Genomic DNA, 23,779 nt, shown 5'->3' with positions numbered 1-23,779 from the left:
GGACATTTTCTCAGCATATCCGGTTGACAGAGAATCAGGGGGTATTTTTCAGGCTTTTTTCAGCCGCTTTTTTCACAATCGGATCTTCCTCTCTGTCGAGAAGCTTTTCGAGTTCATTCCGAACCGCACCCTTTGCGTTCTTTCCCAAAACCTCGACGGCTGCCATTCTCGTCGCCCAGTCACTGTCTTTCAGGAAAGGAATCAGATAATCATCTACGGCCTCGAAATTCGCAAGTGCCTTAATTGCCGTCCTCCTGATTTCCTGGTCATCGGCAGAAAGCATCTGAAGCAGCGCAGATTTTGATTTGGCTCCTCCCAGCCTGCTGAGAGATTCAATGGCCGTTGTCACTACAAACCCGTTTTTGTCAGTAAGGAGTGTGATGAGGTGATCAACTGCCCTTGCATCCTTCAGGTTGCCGAAGGCCTTTGAGACTGCAACCCTCACAGAATCATCCGAATCGGATAAAAGAAGGGTAAGGGCATTAAACACTTCTTCTCCTCCTATGCGGCCGAGGCTGAGTGCAGACGAGACCCTTATAGACGTGTCCTCATCAGTGAGTGCAATAATGAGGTAACGGACAGAATCCTCTGTTTTCAGAAGCGAAAATGCCTCGACACAGGCTTTTCTGACATTGACATCACCATCCTTCAATGCAAAACCGAGATACGGGATGGCCTCTTTGGCTCCTATTTTTCCGAGGAGCAGGGATGCATTTTTTCTGATGCGGGAACTCGGATGTCTGAGCATTTCAATGAGCTCTTTGACTGCAAGCATGCTGCCGAAATGAGAAAGCGCATCAACGGCAGCCTCCTGGACATCCTCATACGGGTCTGCCAGCAGATGTTTTAGCGGCTCTATTGCCCGCGGGTCACCGATTCTTGAGAGAGCGAGAGCGGCAATAGACCTGATGTGTCCGTCATCATCCTGCAGCAGTTTCTCAAAGACGGGGTAATATACATGAGAGGCTATTCTCCCGGCAACGTCACAGATGAAGCGCTTCTGGGCAATACTTTCCGTATCAAAAAGCCTTACAAGGGATTCAGGACGGTTCCTGCCGATAAACACGAATGCCCGCTTGACATCCTCGGCCAAATCCTCCTCCTGGGAAATCTCCAGCAACGGAGAGAAAGCCCTCTCATCTCTCATGAGGCCGAGAATCAGAATCGCGGATGTCCTGACCTTCGGTTTGCTTGACCATGCGTGGGATACGAGGATCTCCAGGGCCCGGTCACCGAATCGCTTCGCGATCTCGCCTGTAATGAACTCCTCGCTCGTTCCCTTATGATAAAACCGTTCGGTTGCCCGGAGGGCTTCTTCCTGAATGGTTTTTGTGGGGTCTTCCAGAAAGGGTATGATATATTTCAGGGTATCAGGGTCGCCAATCAGGCTCAGCGCTTTGATGGACGGTGACCTGAGCGTTTTCTTTTCGAGGGCCTTCAGAAGCGCGGGAACAGCTTTGCGGTCCCCTATCCTGCCGAGTGCGTCAGCAGCCGGATATGCTGTCCAGATATCGTCACCCCCGGTTATTTCTATTAAGGCATCAACTACGGATGACTCGCGGACTTTGCCGATATGCTCTATGGCTGTGGCACGTACGTTTTCATCCTCGTCCCTGAGCGCATTCAGCATCAGTGGCAATGATCTGCTGTCCTTATATTCACCCAGCACATCTATTATAAATTTCCTCACATCCTTATTGGGGGTATCAAATGCTTCTATCAGATATGGGGTGACTTTGGTATTAAGTCGTATGAGCGCATCTATTGCGGAATTTCTGGCACCGGCATTATCCTCGAAATAAAGCAGATTGATCAGACCTTTAATAAAGGATTCCGCAGGATGATCTTGAATGAGAATATCTGTTGCGGTATTCCTGACCCTCCAGCTTGTGTCCTCCATTGCCTTCAGGAGGATCTTAATCGCGAAATCTCCGGACTGTCCCCTGAGGTGTTCAAGGGCCTCCCTTCTGATCTCGATGTCGTTGTCGTTAAGAAGTTTCTCCAGTCCCTGCATCTTTTTCAAAAATCTCCTCTGATTCCCTGAGCAGTATCTTTTCCTCCGAGGTGAGCAGATAATCCATATTCAGGAGGATTATAATATTATCCTCCTGCCTTGCGAGGCCCGTGAGATATCTTTTTTTCAGTCCCTTGAAGATGGCAGGGGGGGAAGTAATCGCATCCGGGTTAAGGGGGATTATCCCCTTTATTTCATCCACAAGCAGGCCTATCTTTTCATTGTCATAATGCACTACAATGATAAGCTCTTTTGATGCGGCAGACTTTATGCCGAACCTTTTTCGGAGATCCAGAAGAGGTATGACCTCGCCTCTCACTGTGATAACACCGGAAAGAAATTCGGGAAGCTCGGGCAGGGAATAGACCTTCTGTGGATTTAGTATCTCCACGATTCTCTTGATATCAATCCCGAAATAGTCTGATCCTATTATGAATACCGCTACTTTCATATGAGAACGCTCCTGTATCTCTTGGTGAAACTGACGGCGATATCCGTCATCATCTATATCAAGCCCAATCTGGACATCATGGCTCTCAGATGGGTAAAATCGGCGTCAGAGGTTTTTTCAAAGCCGCTGTATCGCTGATAAATGGCATGAATGACCGCGGCTTCCTCGGGCCTTGCATCAGAAAGTGAGGTAAGGACAGATTCAATAGCAGATCGTATGTTCTGAGGAACTTCCCTGCCGACACATATACTGAATCCGGGCAAATCACCTGAAAACGCAACATGTTTGATTCCTTTATCCTTGTATTTGAATGCGGTGCTTTCCGTGACCCCACCTGCTTCAAATCTGCCTTCCAAAACAGCCTTGACTACTGCTTCATGTGAACCGAGATATTCATAAAAAAGAAGGTCTTTTGTGTCCATCCCGGCATCGAGAAGCATGACCCTCGGTGCGATATAGCTGGAAACGGAGTGAGAGTCCCCGAATGCGAACGTCCGTCCCCTGATGTCCTCAATAGAGTTGATTGAACCCCCGCTTTTTGTGATGATAACGGAACGGTATGTTGATTTACCCCCTGTCAGCGCCTTCACAAGAGGCGCAACCCCGTATTTCTTGTGTGCAATGACATAGGTTGCAGGGGACACAAAATAGAACTGTGCTGCTCCCGTACTGATATCCCGCAAAATACCCTCATGATCAGATGCCAGTTTCAACTCGATTTTTTTCCCGATCTTCCCTGAAAGATACTCGGCGATCGGTCTGAATTTCTCCTTCGCCTCAACGGAAGTCATCCCGACCGGTTCGATGCCGAACCCGATAATCCCTCTTTCGGCAACAGACACTGTGCTTTCGTCTGGCAGCCTGATTCTTTCCAGTTCCTTGTTCACAAGGTCGGTGTTTTTCTTCAATCCTCCGAGAGATCTGCTTATACTGAAGACACTGTCAACGACAGTCTTGGGAATATCCTTGATTTTTTCGATTGCGACGAATATCTGGGCTGACCCGGAACGCTGCTCATTGACAGCCCGTGCTATATGACGGCTCTTTTCTGAGACCAGTTCAATGGCTTCGGAAATCTGTTTGGTATTGATGAGCTGTTCGCCTGTTGCTGATCTCACATGCGCGGCAACCTCCCGCATTTTTTCCGTTGCCTTTGTAATGAGCTGAGCCCCTTTGCTCTGCTCAGCGGTTGCCTTTGCTACCTGGGCAACCATGTTCTTTACCCTTTCCATGGCCTCTGAAACGAGCTTCGTTGTTTTTGCCTGCTCGGCTGTTGAACGCTCGATCGAGATTGACATCTCCGCAGATTGTTTCGAACTGTCGACAATCTTTTTCAGGGCATCGCCTGCATCCTTTGAGACCCTTAACCCTTCCTCTACAGACCTGAGACCCTCTTCCATCGCGAGTATCGCATCCCTGACTTCCTTCTGTACCGCCAGGATGAGTTCGGCAATCTCATGGGTTGAATAGGACGTTCTCTCTGCAAGGTCCTTGATCTCATCGGCGACGACGGAAAACCCTTTTCCGTGCTCCCCTGCCTGTGCAGCAAGTATCGCGGCGTTCAGGGCGAGCAGGGTTGTCTGATCGGTTATCTCATCGATCACGTTCAGAATCTTGCCTATCTCATCTGACCTTCCGCCGAGCCTCTGTATGAAGCTTGCAGTTTTTTCAAAAGAGGATTTGATATCCTGTATTCCCTGTATTGTCTTCTCAACAGAAGCTATTCCGAAGGATGAGGCTTCATTCTTTACCTTTTCCGACAGCATTGCCGATTCCTTTGCATGCTGCTCAACTTCCTTAATGGAGGAGGATATCTCTTCCGTTGCAGCCAGCGTTTCTTCGGAAGCGACGCTCAGGTCTTCCGCCTTGTCTGCAACTTCCCTGATCGTTGCAGACAGTTGCTCGATTGACACGGCGGTCGTATCAACCACATGTGAAAGATCCTGTGCGCTGTTTGCAACCTCACTGATGCTCATTACCATCTCTTCCATTGAAGCTGCCTTTTCCTCTGTGGTAGTGGCGAGACGCTCTGTACTGTCAGATATGTCTTTTGACGCTGAATTCATCTGTTCAAGAGAACTGGCAATATTGGCTATTGCTTCAGATTCGAGCTTTGTGTTCTCCGAAATGGTTTTGAATTCTCCATCTACCTTCTGCGTTATGTCTGATACGCGTTTTGACCCATTCCTGACTTTTTGAAGGATATTCCCGAGAGAAAGCACGGATTCATTGATTGCGCTGCCCAGCCTTCCTATCTCGTCATTCTCTCTGAAGTCAAGCCGCAGGGTGAGATCTCCGTCAGACATTGATTTCGCTGCCTTCTCAACAGATTTTATCGGAATGAATACAAGTTTTCTCAAAACGGCCCAGAAGAGCAGGGTCAGGCCAGCGATGCCGGCGATGGTGATGATTATAGTCCAGAGTATAAAATGCTGGCTTTTCCTGTAAATCCTGTCAAGCGGGACGGAGAGTTTTACCGCACCTAATAACGGTCCTTCACGAGAGTGGCACCCTCTGCAGGCAGCGGTGTTTTCAAGCGGCCTGTAAAATGTCAGTGATTTGTCTGTTTTAATGGACAACGGACCGGGTCTTGCAGAAATCTTCTGCATTGCAGCTGCATCAGCAGCCTCTGAATTTTTGTTGAAGGACTCTTTCCCCAACATATTGATTATCCTGATGTCCTCAATGCCCTGTATCCTTTTCAGACCATCGATTGTCTCTCTGGCCAAAGCACCCTTTCTTTCAGCCGGTTCCTGCATTATCCGATTGATCTGTAATGCGATAATCTCGGAAGCTGAGCTGATATTGTCTTCTGCCAGGGAATACAGGTTGTCTTTTGCCATGAATGACAGAATTCCGGCAAACAGAATGCCGGCAAGCAACAGGATGCCGACAAAAAGGATGTATTTCAGTTCAAGGCTTTTTATTGACATCTTTAGCATAAGCCCCCCTTAAAAGGATTAAAGAGTTCTGAATGTTATTTCAGATTCAGTGCTGTTGCCTCTCCCATATTGATAATCGATACGAAACGTTTGTTTATGACCGCTATCCCATCAATAAATTTCAGTTCTATATCCGAAAGATGGGAAGGTGGCGGAAGGATCTGTGACTTGGCAACCGGGATAACACCGGTGACCTTATCGACCGCAACGCCCATGGGCCCTCGCGAGCTCTTAATGATCAGTATCTTGCCCACATTTGTATCAAGTGATACGTTGTCGGAAAGGGAAAGCTTCAGCTTGAGGTCAATAACCGGGATTATTTTCCCCCTGAGTGAGGTTATGCCGAGAACATACGCGGGGGTCTTGGGAACCCTTGTAATTCTCTGATGCCGTATGATTTCTTCGAGCTGGGAGATCCTGAACGCGAATTCCTCTTTCAACAGGCTGAAGGTAAGAATCTCAACACTCTCCTCCTCCTGTTCTGCTGAGACCCTTTCTTTGACGGCACTTTCCCGGGAACTGCTTTGTTCCTTGATGTGCTCGGCCTTGGGTTCCTTTCCAGGAGGCGGTGATTGTGCAGAATCACTGGTTCCGGGATCGGCTTTCTCCCTGTCCTCAGAAGAGGATTCTGGTTCGCTTTCAGACAGAGGTGTTTTTTTCCCGGTTGTTTCAGTCCCGGTGTCAGCGGGACTTGAGCCACTTTCATCATCTGCGTGCGGAGTGTGTGCAGCCGCGCCGTTTTTCTCACGGTCTTCTTCGGACTTCTTAAGTTTTTTTCTAATTTTCGCGATATCCATTCAACCCGAGTTCCCTTGCTGCTTCATGAATAAGATATTCATCCACGACCGGCAGTTCCCTGCCAAATCCCTCAAGAAGTGCGGATGTTGCCAGGCTGTTTATTACCCTCGGGATCCCTCCTGAATAATGATACAGACGTTTCAGTGCACTTTCGGTAAAGAGGGGTTCATGAAGCCCCGATATCCTTAATCTGTGCTCAATGTATCCTTTTACTTCATTTTCCGTCAGTGGTCCGAGATGATAGAAGAGGCCGATCCTCTGGCGCAGCGGGAGATAAGTCTTATGGTTCAGTCTCTTTTTGAGATCTGTTTGGCCGACAAGCACAAGACTCAGCAGATTTGCGTGGTCAAGCTGAAAATTTGTAAGTAGCCGTATTTCCTCAAAGGTGCTTTTGTTGGGAATGAGTTGCGCCTCATCTATGATGATCACCGGCGTTATGCCGGATGCATAGTCTGCGTAAACCTTTTCATACACGGTGTCGAGAAGGTTATCCTTATAATTATAGGGAACGTCTATGTCAAAACGTTTGGCAACGGTCCTGAGGAACTGTGCAGGGGTGAGTCTGGGATTCAGAATGAGAACAACCCTGAATTTTTCGCCAAGACAATCCATCAGCGCACGGGTGAGAGTCGTCTTTCCGCTTCCGACCTCACCGGTAAGCAGGATAAGTTCCTTTTCTTCAACCGCGTATTGCAGTCTGGCGAGCGCTTCCTCATGGCTTTTGCTGAAATAGAGAAATCTCGGGTCAGGGGTTTTGCTGAATGGCCGCAGTTTCAACCCATAGAAATTCTCATACATGGGACACCCCTTCCTGCCTCATGAGGGACTTCTCTGCGATGGATTCGATATCGAGAACGAGTAGCACTTCATGTCTGCCTATTTCTGCCGCACCGGCAAATCCACTGACGCCCTTGAAGTACTCGCCCAGCGACTTGATGACTATCTCGTGCTGGCCGATTATTTCATCGACAAGGAGCCCCAGTTTCCTCTTCCCGAAGCCGACAATAACCGCAAAGGATGCCTCCTGTTGTGCTGTTGTGATATGAAAAATCTTGCTGACACTCAGTATGGGGAGCATTTCTCCCCTTAGGTAGTACACATCCTTCCATTCTATGGTCTGGATATCGCTGTGTTCTATTGCGATTGTTTCGGAAATAGTCGTGAGGGGTATGGCAAACTTTTCTGCCCCGACTTTCACGAGCAGGGCCTTTATGATTGCGAGGGTGATCGGCAGGGTCATGGTGAATGTCGAGCCTTTATGCCTTATTGTATTTACCTCGATAAACCCTCCCAGCGCACTGAGTTTTTCCTTCACCACATCCATTCCGACACCCCTTCCGGAAATCTCACTCACTACGTCTTTTGTGCTGAACCCCGGGGTGAAGATGAGATTGACAATATCGCGGTCTTCCATTTCCTTGTCCTTCTCTATGAGACCTTTTTCCTTCGCCTTTGCCCTGACTTTTTCTATATCAATCCCTTTGCCGTCATCTGTCACCTCAATGACCACATGGTTGCCGCTCTGAAATGCCCTTAGAATGATAGTGCCGTGTTCCCTTTTACCATTCCTTTTCCTTTCTTCTGATGACTCAATGCCATGATCCAGGGAATTCCTTACAAGGTGCATGAGCGGGTCGACGATTTCCTCTGCAAGCGATTTATCAAGTTCCGTGTCTTCCCCGTAGAGTTCAAGATCGATCTCCTTGCCGATTTCTCTTGAGTAACGCCTGATTACCTGAGCGAGCCTGGAGAATATCTGGCCTACAGGGACCATCCGTATTTCAAGGACTTCATCCTGGAGTTCGGTCAGTTTTCTTTCGAGAGTCTGAGAGATTTTGTGCATATCCCGCACCAGAGAGGACAGGAGGTGTGCTTCGGACATTTCTCTCGCTATTCTCTTCACCGCATCCTTTGCGAGAGTAAGTTCACCTATGGTGTTGAGTATCCTGTCAAGCTTGTCGATATCGACTCTCACGGTTGCTGTTGAGCTTTTAATAGACTTCTCCTGCTTTTTTGCCGGTGGTTTTTCCGGGGATCTGGGTTTTACCAGTATCTCCAGATTCTCCCCCAGTTGCCCTTTCAGTTCGCTGAACTGCCGGTCTGATGCGAACATCAGATTAAAGGCGATTGAACCATCGGGAACATCGGAAGAAGTCGGAAGGGTGGATATGAGTTCCCCCTGTGCCTTAATTTTTTTTGTCAGCTCCTCCAGAGAGGTGTCGAAGGTTGCGAGTTCGAATACCGCCTTCATGAGAAAAACACTGTTCCCGGTTTTTATATTTGCCTTGAGCCGGTGTTCCTCATACTCTGAAAGTACTTTCAGTATCGAATCATCAATAAGTCCCTTTATTTCCAGAGAGCCGGAGCTTTCCTGGAGCGATGACCTGAATTTCCTGATATCGTTTATCTGTTCAGTGAGATCCTTTTCCTTATCTTCCTTGATCGCATCAACAGCAGACCTCAGGTGATCGATGTTTTTGAAAAGAAAATCCACGACATCCTCAGTCACAGGGATCTTCCCAAGACGGATGTCATCCAGCAGGGATTCCATTGCATGGCTGAGATCGGTTACCCCCTGATTTCCAAAAAGACCTGAAAGCCCTTTCAGTGTATGGATAGAGCGGAAAAGCGCATTGATGGTGTCGGGATTGATTGTGGTGAGATACGTATCCTGGATCTCAAGAACATATTGCTGGCATTCAAACAGGAGATCTTCTGTCTCGGCTATGAATTCCTTTTTGGAGGCTTTCATACGATTATAGACTGTTTGATTACTTCCTGAAGCTCATGTGCCTTGAATGGTTTGGTGACATATGCCTTCGCACCGAGGGCTATGCCTCTTTTCTTGTCTTCCTCGCTTCTTTCGGTGCTGACGATTATCAGAGGGATATGGCTGTATCTCGGGGTATTCTTGATAAAACTGATAAGTTCAAGACCATTGATATCCGGCATATTCACATCAGTGATCACAAGGCTGAATTCCTCCGTAGGCAGAATTTTCAGGGCCTCAAACCCTGAGGCAGCCTCAACAGTATTGAAATCGCCCATCTCATCGATGACAGCCCTAATGAGCGCCCGTGTTGTGGCTGAATCTTCAACGATAAGGATGGATTTTATCATTTCCTGGTGCATATTTTTAAATTTTATCAGATTAAAACAAAAAAAACATTACCGTTGTGACTTTTTTTCCATCTCCTGCAGCCTTCTCTGGAGCAGAGACTTTTCAAGGGCCATTCCGGCCTGATCTATGAAAATCTCGAGCCCTTCTGTCTCCCCGATCGTCTCACCGGACATGATGTTGTCGCAATAGAGAAGGGCGACAACCCGTCCTTCCGCTATTAACGGGAACATTACTGCTTCATCCGGCCATCCTCCGCCTATTTCATTGATGAAGAACTCGGTGATCGGGTCTTTTTCGAGAATGCCTCTGTAAGGACGTTTTTCTGATATGATCTTCTTGAGAGTCACGCTTTCACTGTAGTGGAGCGTGATCCCTCTGATTTTTTCGTCAGGCCTCTCAATGGTAAGTCCAAATTGCCCGAGACCGACTATTTCCGTATCGCCAACCATGAACAGGACGCCTCTCTGGAATATGTCACTCGCGAATCGCAATATCAACAGGGTTATTTCTGACGTCGAATTCGGGAATCTCAGTTCCTGGGTCAGCGATTTCAGAGAAGAGATATCTTTCCTCTCCGTCGTCGGCTGGATATCCCAGTCTTCCTCCCAAATATCTTCGCCTTCTCTCAGGTCGCCCAGTTCTCTCTGTTGACCTGAGGCAGTCTGGGAGGATTCGTCCTGAACCCTCGCGCCTTCCATCAGCAGATATTCCGGACTCATCCCTTTCGAGAGTTCCCATCCAAGATCAGGGATATCGACCTTCCCCGCAGGGTCTGTATCATCCAGTTCAAACTGGAAATCACCATCATGCCAGTACAGGAGCTGACAAATAACTCTTTCTATCCTCTTTTTTGTTGTTTTTTCGAGTGTTTCCCTGTTTGCCGAGCCGAGCTCGTACAGTATCTCCGGATAGGACTTCGAGGGGAGGGTTTTTTTGACTTCAGCAGCAAGGTTATATATGGTGTCTTTGATAATGCCTGCATTCAGCAGGTCTTCGGCGAGGTTTCTCTCAATATCGCTCGTCTCTGCCCTTACCACCAGACCGTTCCTGAAAGTGACCAGGGCATTGCCCCGGCTCCCCTTCAGAATGAGAATCCCGGTTTTTTTCCCGATGCTGAGTATCTGAAAGATATCTGAAAGGGCGAGGTCTTCAAGCCTTCCTACAAGACTCATGTGTGTTCACATACCTCCGGGATCTTCTCCGTTTTCTGAAACGGTAACCTAAAAATGCCGGCAGTCGAATAAGGGCGTTTAACAGTAATGACCTCATTCAGTGCAGGTTTATATGTTAATAATTATGAATTATAATCGAGTATATCAAGGAAAATTATAGAGTGTCAATGAAGGTTCCGTTTCACGGAGCCATTGGAAAAATGCCGGCAAGATATTTATTGTATAATAACAGCCTATGATTGCGATTATCGATTACGGAATGGGAAACCTGAGGAGTGTCGAGAAGGGATTTCTCAAGGTCGGCGCCGATGTAAAGATTGTTACGGAACCGAAAGCGGTTGATGATGCCGGAGCCATTGTGCTTCCCGGTGTCGGAGCGTTCAGGGACTGCATGAAAAATCTCGGGGAGATGTCACTTCTCGATCCAGTGGTGACAGCGATCCGCAAAGGGAAACCCTATCTCGGAATATGTCTGGGGCTTCAGATTCTGTTTACTGAATCGGAGGAATTCGGGGTTTACAGGGGCCTGGATATCCTGCCGGGCAGGGTTGTGAGGTTTCAGGCGGATCTGAAAGTCCCTCATATGGGGTGGAACACGGTGAAATTTCTGAGAAAACCGCCTGTCATGAACGGAATCAGCGATGAATCGTTCTTCTATTTTGTCCATTCTTATTATGTTGTGCCAGAAGACAGGAACGTTATCGCAACGACTACTGATTACGGGGTAACCTTTACCTCAATGATATGGAAGGAGAATATTTTTGCCACACAATTCCATCCTGAGAAAAGTCAGGAAAACGGGCTTAAGATCCTGAAACGGTTTGCCGAGTTTGTGAAAAAAGGGTAATCCCCTAACTGCTGCATACCACCGTTCTGTCCTTTCCCTCCATTTTGCTTCTGTAGAGTGCCCTGTCAGCATTGCGGATGAGCTCCTTGCGGTCTTTCCCGTCAAAGGGGAAAGTCGCAAGCCCGATGCTGATGGTGATATTGTCTCTTGGAAAGGTTTTCCAGGTTTTGGGCAACTGTTCTTTGATAGACTGCCGTATTCTCTCGGCAACAGAGAATGCCTCTTCTTTTTCTGTCTGGGGCATGATTATCGCGAATTCCTCCCCGCCGAATCGTGCAAAAACATCGCTGACCCTGAGACAATCCTTTGCGATGTTCGCAATATGTTTCAATACCTCATCACCTGCAAGATGGCCTTCTGTATCATTAAAGAGTTTAAAGTCATCGATGTCCAGCATAGCTAAGGAAAAGGACAATGTGTGACGCTCTGAACGGTGAAGTTCTTCAAAAAAACGCTCTTCAAAATACCTCCTGTTGAAAAGCCCCGTAAGGGGATCAGTGATGGAAAGCTCCTTCAGGTGACCTGCGAGGCTGTAATAATTTGACCGTTCGAGGGCGATCGACGCATAGGAGGCAAAGGCGCAGAGTACTGACAGATCCTCATGGGAAAAAATCTCCCCTGTAATCTTGTCAGAAATATTGAGCACCCCGATCGTCTTTTCTCCGGATTTCAGCGGAATACTGATAAACGATCCTGTGCGGTATTTCGGTCTTTTTTTCTGGAGCCCAAGATCTTTTCTTTCTATGTCATCAACCACGAGCGGGATCCCTTCACTGAATACTTTACCCGCAATCCCTTCACCTGCCTGGATTTTCACTTCACTGTAAAGTCTCTTGTGGATTCCTCGTGCAGCCTTGATAGTCAGGCATGAGGTATTGTCTTCGGCCAGCATCAGGGATCCCTTCTCTGCTGCCGTAAGACCGACTGATGCATCAAGGATTGCCTCATACAACATTTCCGGCTCCTTAATCTCATTGAGACGCCGTGCAGCAGAATTGAGCGCATCCGTCTCTTTCATGTATCTGTTGTGAAGCGCGTGAAGTTCTGTAAGGCTCAGAACAAAACCAGCTACCCTGCAGATGACCAGAAGAATGTCCGCATCCTCCTGGCTGATATCAGAATTCAGAATGCCCAGCAGGCCGGTAACGCTGTCATCAGATATGATGGGAAATGCATGAAAGGATGTGACGTCATCGGGAAAACCCATCCGCAGAAGGTCAAGAACGTTGTCCGTGTGTACGCGGGTCTTTTTTTCAGGAAAGTCTGACATAATCCCTGTGATCCTGATCGGCATTGCCTGCAGGTGATCCCTGAATCTGCCGGCGGCCTTTATCGGGATGAATACGTCTTTTTCCCTTGACATGACGGAGACGCTCTCGGCACTGAACAGGAAAAGGATGACATCTATCAGGAGGTCACGAATGTCATCAGGATGCTGCCCCGGTTTCATATCCGCGATCAGGCTGAGGATGGTTTTCATCAGACGGTATCTTTTTTCCTGCACGGACAGTCTGTGGCTGTTTCCGAGAACGAGCCTGAAGATGCCATGGATATGCCGGGCGGTCTGCTGAAATTCCGGATATTCCCTTACCGTGATCTCAGGATACCAGGATTTCATATGCCTTTGCAGCAGACCGTATGAAGGACCATCTGTTTTGTAAAACTCCTCGAAATCCTGGAGAGAGATGAATCCTCCGCTCCCTGTCAGGATAAAGATTGTTTTTTCAATGCGAAGCGGGGCAAAGAAATAATACTGGTTCGCAGGACCCTTGAAGAAAGAAATAGTGTTCCGGTACGAGGTCTTTTCAATATGCCTTTTTATAAAGGCATGGAAGTCGTCTCTCCCCTTAAGGGTTGACCTTATCGCAGTAAGCAGGCGGCTTTCCTGTGCCGGCGGGAGCACAAGATTGCCGTTCAGGCCGTAGATCGAAAGATGAAACCCTGTAAGTTTGGACAGATGTATCTGGAACGAGGAAATACTATCAATATCAGGGAACTCCATACCTTCAGGATGACCTGCTTTCAGCCTTCTTCAGTAACTCGCTGATGCTTGATTGGAGCAACGGGTGCTTCACACCAGGGGCAATCTCATTCAGCGGCCTCAGGACAAAAACCCTCTGGTGCATATACGGGTGGGGAATTGTCAGCTCTTCAGTGTTCATCACAAGCTGATTGAAGAGCAGTATATCAAGGTCAAGAACGCGCGGACCCCATCGGTATGTTTTTGCACGGCCAACTTCAGATTCAATGTCCTGCAAAACATGCAGAAGGGCTTCAGGCCCGAGTTCTGTCTCGACTTCTATTGCCATGTTCAGGTACGGAGGCTGATTTTCCACTCCCCATGGTGCTGTCTCATGCATGGAAGACCTCTTCCTGACGGATACCCCCCTATTTTGAAGAAGCTCTATGGAATGAAGACAGTTTTTTTCTCTGTTTCCGAGGTTTGAACCGATACCTAAATATACAATAGACATTTCGCGCAAAAAAAAGCAATCGGAAAAACCCTGAACCAGGAAAAATTCATCGAAAATCCGGACAGTTAAAGAATCGCTGGACAAGCGCCATTGGTTATTTCCTGTTCCTGAGCGCAGGAGGCGTTACGCCTCCTGTGAGGATGCAAGAGCCCTACAGGATCTTTTCGATTCTGTTGACCGCTTCCTGTATTCTGTCAGCTTTGGCTGTGAGGGCGAATCTCACATATCCTTCTCCTGCAGCACCAAATCCGTTGCCAGGGGTCGCGAGCACCCCTGCCGTGTCCAGCATATGGGATACAAAGCTCATGGAATCAAAGCGACCGGGTACCTTTCCCCAAATATAAAATGTGGCATTTGGTTTCATGAGCTGCATCCCGATTTTCTTCAGTCCGCCATACATGACATCGCGTCTCTGCTGATAGATTTTTCTTATCCGCTGGAGGCTTTCTTGGTGCATATCCAGTGCAACTATGGCTGCTTCCTGTATTGCCTGAAATACTCCTGAATCAAGATTGGTCTTTATTTTTCCGAGACCTGCAAGAATCTCACTGTTTCCAACGGCAAACCCTATCCTCCAGCCGGTCATGTTATAGGTTTTGGACAGAGAATGGAATTCGATCCCAACGTCTTTTGCTCCGGGGATCTGCATAAAGCTCAGGGGCTTTCTTTCATAGTAGATCTCTGTGTACGAGGCGTCGTGGCAGACAATGATATTGTATCTGAGGGCAATCCTGATGATTTCCTCGAAGAATTCCCTGGGTGCAGTGGCTGCAGTTGGATTGTTGGGATAGTTAATAAAGATGAGCTTGGCTTTCTGCAATATTTTTTTCGGTATCGCATCCAGATCAGGCAGGAATCTGTTTTCTTCCGTGAGCGGCATAAAGTAACTCTCTCCACCCGCAAAAAGAGTGCCGATGGAATATACGGGATACCCCGGTGAAGGAACGAGAACCGTGTCTCCGGGGTTTACAAACGCCAGTGGCATATGCCCGATGCCTTCTTTTGAGCCGATAAGGGAGAGGACCTCTGCAACGGGATCAAGCCTGACATTGAACCGTTTTTTATACCATCCGGCGACTGCTTCACGGTAGGAGATCATTCCCTCGTAAGACGGATAACGGTGATGAACAGGTTTTGCGACAGCCTTCTTCATTGCGTTGACGATGGGGGACGGAGTCGGGATGTCAGGGTCACCGATGCTCAGGTCTATAAGGTCAATACCCTTTGCAAGTGCGTTATGCTTCATTTTATCTATGGATGCGAAGAGGTACGGAGGGAGATGTTGTATTCGGGAAGAAAGTTTAAAAGTCATCTTTTTTTTCAATGCTGCCTCCTGGTTTCTTGAATTGTATATTATATACTATAGCCAGAGAGAAAATATGAAGGGTGTGATAACCGGGTATATGAAGTTTTGCGGAGAGATGCCATGAGCGAAAAATTCTGGGAACTGTACTATAACGCAGTGAAGAAGCAGGATTGGGGACAGGCAAAAGCATGTCTGCAGCGTCTGACGGTGATTGAAAAGGCCAATCCTAGGGTTGAACTGAAACTCGGGGATATCTATCAGCGGATGGGGAAGACAGTTGATGCTGTTTCGGCCTATCACAGGTCCGCATGGCTTCTCAAGAAGCAGGGTTTCCTGCACAGGGCAATTGCCCTCTACAAGATAATCCTCAGGATCGATCCTGAGAACGAAGAGGCATTGAAGCTGTCACGGGAACTGATGCTGGAAGCAGAGGTTGCGGGACAGAAGAGTGCGTGGCATTTTTCTGCCGCTGCCCAGTCTGACGAAGAGAAACCTGAGGAAGAAAAGGGGCTGCCGCTTGTACCGGGAGAAGAGGAGGAGTTGCAGGACCGCTTTATCAAACCTGAACCGGCAGCATCAGACGCTGACGATGTACGGCAGGAAGAGACATTCTATATCCCCGCAGTATTCGATTCGCTGCCGCCTGAAGAAATAATACGGTTGATCGAAAAAGCCAGCCCGCGGAATTATCCTTCCGGATACTGCATCATAGAAGAAGGAGATTCGGGAGACGCCGTTTTCCTTATTAAGTCAGGACATGCGATTGTTGTTACGCGTATGTTCGGCAGGGAGATTCAGCTCGCAACCCTTTCCCCCGGTGATGTATTTGGTGAAGTTGCTTTTCTGACCGGAAGACCGAGAACAGCCTCTGTATTTGCTTCGGGGAGTATAGAAATCCTTGAGTTCAACAAACCGCTTCTGGAGGATGTGTTTGAGAGATATCCGGAAGTGCTGAACAAGCTCCATGTTTTTTATGAGTACCGTGTCCGGGACACCGTTGAGAAGGTGAAATCGGCAAGAAAAAAATAGGGCACTTTTTCAGTGCCCTATTTTCTGTAAGGCAAGTATTATCTTTTTTCTGCCGGCTTCGGTGCCTCGGTCTTTTTCTCGGCAGGCACTGCGGTCACTGCTGGCTTAATGGCAATACTTTTTGCTACATTCTTGCCGTCAGCCTCTGAATATTTCGCCGTTACCTTGTCTCCAGTCTTCACATCACCGACTGTCTTCGCATCCTTGCCAATTACAACCTTTGTCTTGTCATCGGTGCTGACTGTGACATCGCCTTTTCTGCCTTTGATGGTGATTGTCTTGGCCTTTGCATCAATTGCGGTGACCGGACCGGTGACCTGCTTGATCTTTGCAGGGGCCTTCTTCTCCTCCATCGTTACAGGGGCCGCTTTCTTCTCTGCCGGAGCAGAGGCAGCCTTCTCTGTTGCGAAGGACACTGAGGTAATGGCAAATACGAAGAGGACTGAAACGATAATCGCGACTGCTTTCTTCATCAAAATCACCTCCTTTCAATTGTCGTGTGTACTGAGCATCTGCAATCAATGATTTCAGCAGGAAGGAGGATAGCAAGCTGCATGCCAGGGGGGAAAAGGCTTATAAATAACGGAAGGTGGAATATCTCCTCTTCCTCTTTTAGGAAAGGGAATCCTTTTTTGGGGATTGAAGGTTGAGCTTTTCCCACCGGTACCAGAACGTCTTATAGCTCATCCCCAGTAGCTTGGCTGCTTTTGCTGCGACGCCATTTGCCTTGTGCATTGCCTTCCGCAAAAGATCTTTCTCGAGTTCCTCAATATCTATGCCCTCGTCCGGCAGTTCGAAATCGAGGACGTCCTTATCCTGAAAGAATCTCAGCTCGCTTTTGATATCCTTAAGGCTGATGTTGGAAGTGTCGCACATCAGGACCGCCCGCTCAATAACGGATTCAAGTTGTCGTATATTTCCTGGCCAGTGGTATTCCCTGATCGCCTTCAGGGCGTTTTCCTCGATGCCCTTAATCCTTTTGCCGAACTCCTGATTGTATTTTTTTATGAAAAAAGTGACCAGATCAGGGATATCTTCTCTTCTTTCACGCAGGGGAGGCAGTTCAATCGTAATCACCTTGAGCCGATAATAGAGATCCTCCCTGAAATTTTTGCTGGCGATTTCTTTTTCAAGATCCTTGTTTGTCGCTGCCAGAATCCTTACGTCCACCTTGATATTCTCACGGCTCCCGAGCCTGCGCAGCTCTTTTTCCTGGAGTACCCGCAGGATTTTTGATTGTGTCAGCGGGGGCAGGTCGCCGACCTCATCCAGGAACATGGTGCCGCCGTTTGCGGCTTCAAAAAGCCCGATGTTTTTTGCTGTTGCACCGGTAAAGGCCCCGGGTTCATAGCCGAAAAGTTCACTCTCAATGAGGTTTTCCGGGATTGCCGCACAGTTTACCGCGAAGAAGGGCCTGGCCTTCCGCTGGCTGTTATAATGAATGGCCCTTGCAACCAGCTCCTTCCCGGTACCGCTTTCCCCGAAGATGAGAACCGTTGCAGAGCTTGAGGAGACCTTTTTCATGATCTCCATTGCTTCCACCATTTTGCGGGACTTGCCTACAATGCCTTCTATTTTGAATCTGTCAAACAGTGCCTTCTGAAGCTGGAGATTTTCCTTCAGCAGTTCGGCTTTTTCCGCCGCCCTTTTTACGGTAATCAGGAGCAGATCCTTATCAAGCGGCTTGGTAAAATAGTCAAATGCCCCCTTTTTGATTGCTTCAACGGCAGACGAAATAGTTCCGTATGCGGTCATCACGATTACCGGAGGAGTAAAGTATGCATCAGGCATTGATTCGATGAATTCTATGCCATCAATGCCTTCCATCTTCAGGTCAGTGAGTATGACATCAGGCTTTATTTCACCGAGAAGCCGTAATCCTTCTTCACCGGAAGCAGCGGTATAAGTCTCATATCCTTCATCGTCAAGTATCGTCTTCAGGATATCCCTTTGCAGGGGTTCATCATCTATTATCAATATGACAGCCATGGGTTCCTCCAGCCGCGTCACCGTTTTTTTGATACAGGAAGCGGCAGATATTTCCGCTTTACCTGACAGGTAAAGATATCGTTATTATACTTCCCCTGCCTTCTTCACTCTGGAAGTCGACCTTTCCTCCGTGTTCTTCGATAACCCGTCTGGTCATAGCAAGTCCGAGTCCGAGTCCGGTGCTTTTTGTCGAGAAAAACGGATCGAACAGTTTCGGCAGGTTTTCCTTTGGGACACCGATTCCCGTATCTTCAATGACGATGTAAACCTTGTGCTGAGATTTCTTTGCATCTATCGAGAGTTTCCCTCCTGACGGCATCGCCTGGAATGCATTCAGGACAATATTGAGAATACATGTCTTGAGGAGTTCCGGATCAACTGAAAGTTTTGGAATTCCCTGATCAAGGAAATGTATCCTGATCCCGTCTTTCTCTGCCTTTGCCCATACAAGGGAAATAATTTCCTTTATGAGACCTGCAAGGTTGACCTCCTGCAGGCTGAGCTTTAACGGTTTCCCGTAATCGAGGAAATCGCCGACAAGCTTATTCAGTCTCTGGATTTCATGTTTTATGCTTGTGATAAGCGATTCAAATACCACCCTGTCTTTTTCTTCTGCAGGCGCGTGTTTTGTTTTTAGGTGATCGATCGACAGGCTGATGAAATTCAGTGGGTTCCGTATCTCATGCGCAATACCCTTTGCCAGTTGTGCGATGCCCGAAAGATGCTCTGCTTCCCGCAGTTTCTCCTCGAGTGCACGCTCTTCCCTGAGTTTCTGCACCATATAGTTGAAAGTCTGTGTCAGTTCCCCTATCTCATCTTTCCGGTCAGTGTAAAGTTCCATGGACAGATCACCTGCCGCGACAGAGCGGGCTGCGTTGACGACATTATGTATCGGTTTTGTATAAAACCACGAGAGCAGAGCCGCAAGGACAATTCCAAGTCCGAATACCAGAGATGTTGCGACAACCCTTTGTATTGCGTTGTTTGTCAGAATATCCGAGAAGTCTTCAGCATTTATCTTGAGATGGATATATCCGTAATGTTCATTGCCTGCAACGACCGGGAGGATGACATTATAGACCTTGCCCTCTTTTGATACCGGCTCCCCGAGTTCTGCCTTTATGATGCGCTCCTTTTTTGTGGGGCCGAGCTCCTCGCCGACCCTGGCCGGGTTTGTGCTCGCGACTATCTCATCCGTGTTGCTTATTATGGATATTTCCCTGACCCCTTTCGTGTTCAGTTGCTTCAGATAATTCTGCAGCCTGACTTCGTCAGTATACCCCTTGCTGGTGACCTCTTCAACGCCGACCTGAATCGCCTTTGAGAGTTCCGCAGTCTGTTTTTCGAGTTCTTCGAGCAGGACTTTTTCGGATTGTGCATAGAGAAATGTCAGGACCGAGACAAGAATCAGGCTCAGGAGCAACATCATCCCGATGAGTTTTTTATTGAGGGAAAGGCTGAGGAAATAGTCCTTCATTGACATTATGCATATTTTATATGGTATGTATATCCGTTAGTCAACGGTATCCTGCGCGCTTTGCTCTCTCAGGTTTTTTCTGCTAAAATTCATCATGTTTTTGCAGCAACTGGTAAACGGGCTGACCCTGGGCAGTGTGTATGCGCTTATCGCACTGGGGTATTCCATGGTCTACGGCATCCTCGAATTGATAAATTTTGCGCACGGAGAGATATACATGCTCGGTGCATATCTTGGAATTATTTTCTTCGCCTTTTTCACCGCTGCCGGTCTGACTGCATACAACCTGCCGCTTGCGCTCATGCTCACCTTCATGCTTTCGGTACTCTTTTGTGCTGCCTACGGGTTCACAATCGAAAAAATCGCATATAAGCCGTTGAGAAAAGCTCCGAGGCTGAGCCCTCTTATCAGCGCGATCGGGATGTCCATATTCCTGCAGAACTATGTCATGCTTACTCAGGGAGCTACCGACAAGGTCTTTCCGCATCTTTTCGGAGCCGCAGGCCTTGAATTCCTGTCTGTGAGGATGACCTATCTGCAGATTACGATAATAGTCGTTTCGATCGTATTGATGATAGCGTTGCGCGTGTTTATACGAAAGACGAGAATGGGCAAGGCGATGAGAGCGGTTGCCCAGGACAAAGTAATGGCATCGCTTGTGGGCATCAATATCGACACCGTCATTTCTCTCACATTTGTCATTGGATCCGGACTCGCAGCGGTTGCCGGACTTATGGTCGCGATGTATTACGGGCTTGTGAATTATTCGATCGGGTATATCGCCGGCATTAAGGCGTTTACTGCAGCAGTCCTCGGAGGGATTGGCAGTATTCGCGGGGCGATGTTCGGTGGTATCCTGCTCGGCCTTGTGGAAAGCTTCGGCAGCAGTTACCTGTCGAGCGAATACAAGGATGCATACGCGTTTATCCTCCTGATTATCGTGCTGCTGGTAAAGCCGGGTGGGCTTTTTGGAAAGGCAGAACTGGAGAAGGTGTAAGCAGTGGCAGATCTCATATCGCAGGGAACATCTCTGAAAGAGAGATTTCTCAGGACAGCCAACCCCCTGATAATAGCATTGTGGTTGTCCCTGCTTTTTTTCCCGTTTAAGGGATGGAAAGCAGCGTTGGTCTCTTTTGCAGTTTTTTCCTGTATCTTCATCTCGGCAAAATATATCTCCGGATTATCAAAAAAAATCCTCGTACTGGCCGGCTCCATGCGGCACAGGATAGAAGCTTCAGGGTTATGCTCGTGCCGTTCGAAAAAGATTCTGCAGTACGTTCTGCTGGTGGGTATTCTTATCCTGCCTTTCATGCTCAGGGATTATTTCATCGATGTTGCGGTTCTCGTGGGAATTTATATGATACTTGCGCTCGGATTGAACGTCGTAGTAGGATTTGCAGGCCTTCTCAATTTGGGTTTTGTAGCTTTTTATGCCATAGGCGCATATACATATGCGCTTCTCAACATACATGCCGGGATTGGCTTCTGGCCCGCGCTGCCATTGGCAGTAGGGCTTTCCGCCGCGGCAGGTTTCCTGCTGGCGGTTCCTGCGTTGAGGCTGAGAGGAGACTATCTTGCCATCGTTACCCTTGGATTTGGAGAAATAACCAGGCTCATCCTGAATAACTGGGACAGCCTGACAAGGGGGCCGAACGGCCTTTCAGGAATCGAGCCACCTTCAATCTTGTCGGTCTCGTTCGGAACACTGACGCACTATTACTATCTTGTCCTTGTGTTTGTCCTCATAACCTTCTTTGTTACCAGAAGGGTCTATGCCTCCAGGATCGGGAGGGCATGGGTGGCGATTCGGGAGGATGAGATAGCCGCATCCGTGATGGGCATTCACACCACAATGTATAAACTCTATGCCTTTGCCTTCGGTGCGTTCTGGGCAGGCCTTGCAGGCGCGGTATTTGCGGGGAAGATGCAGTTCATATCTCCTGAGAGTTTTACGTTCATGGAGTCCGTCCTTATTCTCTGCATGGTCATTCTCGGCGGAATTGGCAGCATCGCAGGCGTGATTATCGGTTCTGTCATCCTAGTGTTGCTGCCTGAGATTCTACGGGAAGTGCAGCTTTACCGGATGCTTTTGCTTGGTGCGGGGCTTGTGCTTCTGATGGTCTTCAGACCGCAGGGGCTCTTCGGAGGAAAAGGTGTTTCTCTTAGAAGTTAGGGATATATCAATGCATTTCGGCGGTATCAGGGCGATCGAAGAGATAACCCTGAAGGTAAAGGAAGGCCTCATTATGAGTATTATCGGCCCGAACGGCGCCGGAAAGACCACATTCTTCAATTGCCTGACCGGCCTTGCAAGACCATCGAAGGGAACAATCCGTTTTGCAGGCAGGGATATCGGGAGGCTTTTGCCTCATGATATCGTGCGGCTCGGAATAGCAAGGACCTTTCAGAATATCAGACTGTTCAGAGACATGTCTGTTATCGAAAACGTCATGGTTGCCCAGCATTGCAGGACACGGGCAGGGCTCCTTAGCGCAGTCGCACGGTGGAGGAGTTTCCGCGATGAAGAGCGAATCATCAGAGAAAAAGCCTTTGAATACATCGATTTTGTGGGATTATCGGAGTATTCAGACACGGTTTCCGGAAGCCTTCCGTATGGCGCCCAGAGAAGGCTCGAAATTGCAAGGGCATTGGCGGCAGAACCGATGCTGATACTGCTTGATGAACCTACCGCAGGGATGAACCCGCAGGAGACGCTGAAGGTAATGGAACTTATAAAGAACATTAAGGGGTTTGGCAAGACTGTCCTGATCATCGAGCATGACATGAAAGTCGTCATGGAGATATCCGACAGGATTGCTGTGCTGAATCACGGAGTGAAGATCGCAGAAGGACAGCCTTCTGAAATACGCAATGATCAGACGGTCATCGAGGCCTATCTCGGGAAGGAGTATTCGTGATATGTGTCAGTCCGTGCATTACGGAACACGGTTATGTACGTTTCCGGGGGCAGACGGATTGCCCTGCACAGTGAAGGATCAACTATCATCGCAGAGTTCAAATACATTGAGTCCAGGGCAGGTTTTCTTGGTGTTCTTGTGTAATGTCCGAAGAAACGACTGATATGCTTCTGCTGAACAGTGTGCACACATTCTACGGTCCCATTGAGGCCCTGAAAGGCATTCATCTGGAAGTCAGGAAAGGCGAGATTGTATGCCTGATCGGCAATAACGGGGCAGGAAAATCCACTGCCCTCATGACCATATCCGGCATTCTCAAGCCACAATCGGGAGAAGTGTTTTTTGAGGGATATAGCATTGCGGGAGTCGCGCCCCACAGGATTGTGGAACTCGGTATCAGCCAGGTACCTGAGGGAAGAAGGATTTTCCCCAAGCTTACCATACGAGAGAATCTTGAAATGGGATCATTTTCTTCAAAAGAACACTTTTCGGCCTCACTCGAGCAGGTGTACGCCCTCTTCCCCATATTGAAAGAGAGAAGCCGGCAGCTCGGAGGAACCCTGAGCGGAGGTGAACAGCAGATGCTTGCGATCGCCAGGGCACTTATGTCAAGGCCGAAACTCCTGCTTCTGGATGAACCTTCTCTGGGACTTGCACCGATCATTGTAAGCAAAATCTTCAGGACTATTAAAGAGATCAACAGGGAGGGAGTAACCGTACTCCTCGTTGAGCAGAATGCCCGGGCTGCCCTGAACCTTTCCAGCAGGGGGTATGTGCTTGAAAACGGCAGGATATCGCTCGAGGGAATGGGATATGACCTCCTGAATAATGAACAGGTAAAAAAGGTCTACCTCGGAGAGTTGTAACAGGCAAGTATGCTATAATTTTTTGTAATCCTATGGAAAAGGCAAGGGCTCATGTATTTATCGACGGCCGGGTGCAGGGGGTATTTTATCGTGCTTTCACCAGGGAACTGGCACTTGGACTTGGCCTGTGCGGATGGGTCAGGAACCTCAGGGACGGCCGGGTGGAAGCACTTTTTGAGGGCGATAAAGAGATTATCAGAAAGGCAATTCAGCAGTGTAACATCGGCCCTCCCGGGGCGAGTGTTTCGTCTGTCGAGGTCACATGGGAAACATATACCGGCGCAGAGAAAGCGTTTAGTGTAAAATATTCCTGATAATGCAGATGTTGTGAGAGGTATTTCCGCAACATCTGCATTATTTTTGCTGTTTATGTAT

Annotated in this window: 21 protein-coding genes; 7 read left to right on the top strand and 14 right to left on the bottom strand. The window is 48.2% G+C overall.

Annotated elements, in window-relative coordinates; translation table 11 throughout:
• Positions 1-34 precede the first annotated feature (34 nt).
• Genes AB1552_00355 through AB1552_00320 form a run of 8 tightly spaced genes read right to left on the bottom strand, consistent with a single transcriptional unit; the run spans position 35 to position 10,498 of the window.
• Positions 35-2,014: a HEAT repeat domain-containing protein gene (locus AB1552_00355; protein ID MEW6052229.1), complete on the bottom strand. Its 1,980-nt coding sequence runs from the start codon at positions 2,012-2,014 to the stop codon at positions 35-37.
• Positions 1,989-2,465 (bottom strand): chemotaxis protein CheW, encoded by a 477-nt coding sequence (locus AB1552_00350; protein MEW6052228.1) that lies wholly within the window; start codon positions 2,463-2,465, stop codon positions 1,989-1,991. Before AB1552_00350 ends, AB1552_00355 begins: the two co-directional genes overlap by 26 nt.
• 53 nt (positions 2,466-2,518) lie before the next feature.
• Complete coding sequence (locus AB1552_00345; protein MEW6052227.1) at positions 2,519-5,407, bottom strand: PhnD/SsuA/transferrin family substrate-binding protein; 2,889 nt, start codon at positions 5,405-5,407, stop codon at positions 2,519-2,521.
• A 35-nt stretch (positions 5,408-5,442) separates the two neighbouring features.
• Entirely contained in the window at positions 5,443-6,204 is a 762-nt protein-coding gene (locus tag AB1552_00340; protein ID MEW6052226.1) for a chemotaxis protein CheW, read from the bottom strand.
• Positions 6,185-7,003 carry an AAA family ATPase gene (locus AB1552_00335; GenBank protein MEW6052225.1) on the bottom strand — a complete coding sequence of 273 codons (819 nt, stop codon included), beginning with the start codon at positions 7,001-7,003 and terminating at the stop codon, positions 6,185-6,187. The genes AB1552_00340 and AB1552_00335 overlap by 20 nt, the downstream gene beginning before the upstream one ends.
• Entirely contained in the window at positions 6,996-8,957 is a 1,962-nt protein-coding gene (locus AB1552_00330; GenBank protein ID MEW6052224.1) for a chemotaxis protein CheA, read from the bottom strand. The genes AB1552_00335 and AB1552_00330 overlap by 8 nt, the downstream gene beginning before the upstream one ends.
• Positions 8,954-9,325 (bottom strand): response regulator, encoded by a 372-nt coding sequence (locus AB1552_00325; protein ID MEW6052223.1) that lies wholly within the window; start codon positions 9,323-9,325, stop codon positions 8,954-8,956. Before AB1552_00325 ends, AB1552_00330 begins: the two co-directional genes overlap by 4 nt.
• Positions 9,326-9,373: 48 nt before the next feature.
• On the bottom strand, positions 9,374-10,498 hold the full coding sequence (locus AB1552_00320) for a DUF4388 domain-containing protein (GenBank protein MEW6052222.1): 1,125 nt from the start codon (positions 10,496-10,498) through the stop codon (positions 9,374-9,376).
• Positions 10,499-10,733: 235 nt separating this feature from the next.
• Here AB1552_00320 and hisH point away from each other — a divergent pair, with 235 nt between their 5' ends.
• Positions 10,734-11,345 carry an imidazole glycerol phosphate synthase subunit HisH gene (gene hisH, locus AB1552_00315; protein MEW6052221.1) on the top strand — a complete coding sequence of 204 codons (612 nt, stop codon included), beginning with the start codon at positions 10,734-10,736 and terminating at the stop codon, positions 11,343-11,345.
• Between the two features lie 4 nt (positions 11,346-11,349).
• Here hisH and AB1552_00310 read toward each other — a convergent pair whose 3' ends face one another.
• The 3 genes from AB1552_00310 to AB1552_00300 form a co-directional block, all read right to left on the bottom strand.
• A complete protein-coding gene (locus AB1552_00310) occupies positions 11,350-13,347 on the bottom strand; it encodes a diguanylate cyclase (protein MEW6052220.1) in 1,998 nt (665 codons plus the stop codon).
• A 4-nt stretch (positions 13,348-13,351) separates the two neighbouring features.
• Positions 13,352-13,819, bottom strand: a complete 468-nt coding sequence (gene folK / locus AB1552_00305; protein ID MEW6052219.1) for a 2-amino-4-hydroxy-6-hydroxymethyldihydropteridine diphosphokinase — start codon at positions 13,817-13,819, stop codon at positions 13,352-13,354.
• Between the two features lie 151 nt (positions 13,820-13,970).
• Positions 13,971-15,131, bottom strand: a complete 1,161-nt coding sequence (locus AB1552_00300) for an LL-diaminopimelate aminotransferase (protein ID MEW6052218.1) — start codon at positions 15,129-15,131, stop codon at positions 13,971-13,973.
• A 114-nt stretch (positions 15,132-15,245) separates the two neighbouring features.
• Between AB1552_00300 and AB1552_00295 the strand changes: the two genes are divergently transcribed.
• Positions 15,246-16,154 carry a cyclic nucleotide-binding domain-containing protein gene (locus AB1552_00295; protein ID MEW6052217.1) on the top strand — a complete coding sequence of 303 codons (909 nt, stop codon included), beginning with the start codon at positions 15,246-15,248 and terminating at the stop codon, positions 16,152-16,154.
• Positions 16,155-16,192: 38 nt separating this feature from the next.
• On the opposite strand, the gene AB1552_00290 is transcribed toward AB1552_00295, so the two are convergent.
• From AB1552_00290 to AB1552_00280, 3 genes are all read right to left on the bottom strand, one after another.
• Positions 16,193-16,627: a hypothetical protein gene (locus tag AB1552_00290; GenBank protein ID MEW6052216.1), complete on the bottom strand. Its 435-nt coding sequence runs from the start codon at positions 16,625-16,627 to the stop codon at positions 16,193-16,195.
• A 139-nt stretch (positions 16,628-16,766) separates the two neighbouring features.
• Positions 16,767-18,143, bottom strand: a complete 1,377-nt coding sequence (locus AB1552_00285) for a sigma-54 dependent transcriptional regulator (GenBank protein MEW6052215.1) — start codon at positions 18,141-18,143, stop codon at positions 16,767-16,769.
• A 58-nt stretch (positions 18,144-18,201) separates the two neighbouring features.
• Complete coding sequence (locus AB1552_00280; protein MEW6052214.1) at positions 18,202-19,620, bottom strand: ATP-binding protein; 1,419 nt, start codon at positions 19,618-19,620, stop codon at positions 18,202-18,204.
• 94 nt (positions 19,621-19,714) lie between these two features.
• Between AB1552_00280 and AB1552_00275 the strand changes: the two genes are divergently transcribed.
• The 5 genes from AB1552_00275 (at position 19,715) to AB1552_00255 (ending at position 23,718) form a co-directional block, all read left to right on the top strand.
• Complete coding sequence (locus tag AB1552_00275; protein MEW6052213.1) at positions 19,715-20,617, top strand: branched-chain amino acid ABC transporter permease; 903 nt, start codon at positions 19,715-19,717, stop codon at positions 20,615-20,617.
• Positions 20,618-20,620: 3 nt separating this feature from the next.
• Positions 20,621-21,793, top strand: coding sequence for a branched-chain amino acid ABC transporter permease (locus AB1552_00270; GenBank protein ID MEW6052212.1), 1,173 nt, complete (start codon positions 20,621-20,623; stop codon positions 21,791-21,793).
• On the top strand, positions 21,774-22,538 hold the full coding sequence (locus AB1552_00265; protein MEW6052211.1) for an ABC transporter ATP-binding protein: 765 nt from the start codon (positions 21,774-21,776) through the stop codon (positions 22,536-22,538). The genes AB1552_00270 and AB1552_00265 overlap by 20 nt, the downstream gene beginning before the upstream one ends.
• A gap of 143 nt (positions 22,539-22,681) precedes the next feature.
• Positions 22,682-23,404: an ABC transporter ATP-binding protein gene (locus tag AB1552_00260; GenBank protein ID MEW6052210.1), complete on the top strand. Its 723-nt coding sequence runs from the start codon at positions 22,682-22,684 to the stop codon at positions 23,402-23,404.
• Positions 23,405-23,436: 32 nt separating this feature from the next.
• Complete coding sequence (locus tag AB1552_00255) at positions 23,437-23,718, top strand: acylphosphatase (GenBank protein MEW6052209.1); 282 nt, start codon at positions 23,437-23,439, stop codon at positions 23,716-23,718.
• Positions 23,719-23,779 lie beyond the last annotated feature (61 nt).

It is taken from the genome of Nitrospirota bacterium (assembly GCA_040754395.1).
Taxonomy (GTDB): domain Bacteria; phylum Nitrospirota; class Thermodesulfovibrionia; order Thermodesulfovibrionales; family SM23-35; genus JBFMCL01.
The sequence above is the reverse complement of the archived record's forward strand: the minus strand, read 5'-3'. Positions and strand labels throughout refer to the sequence as shown.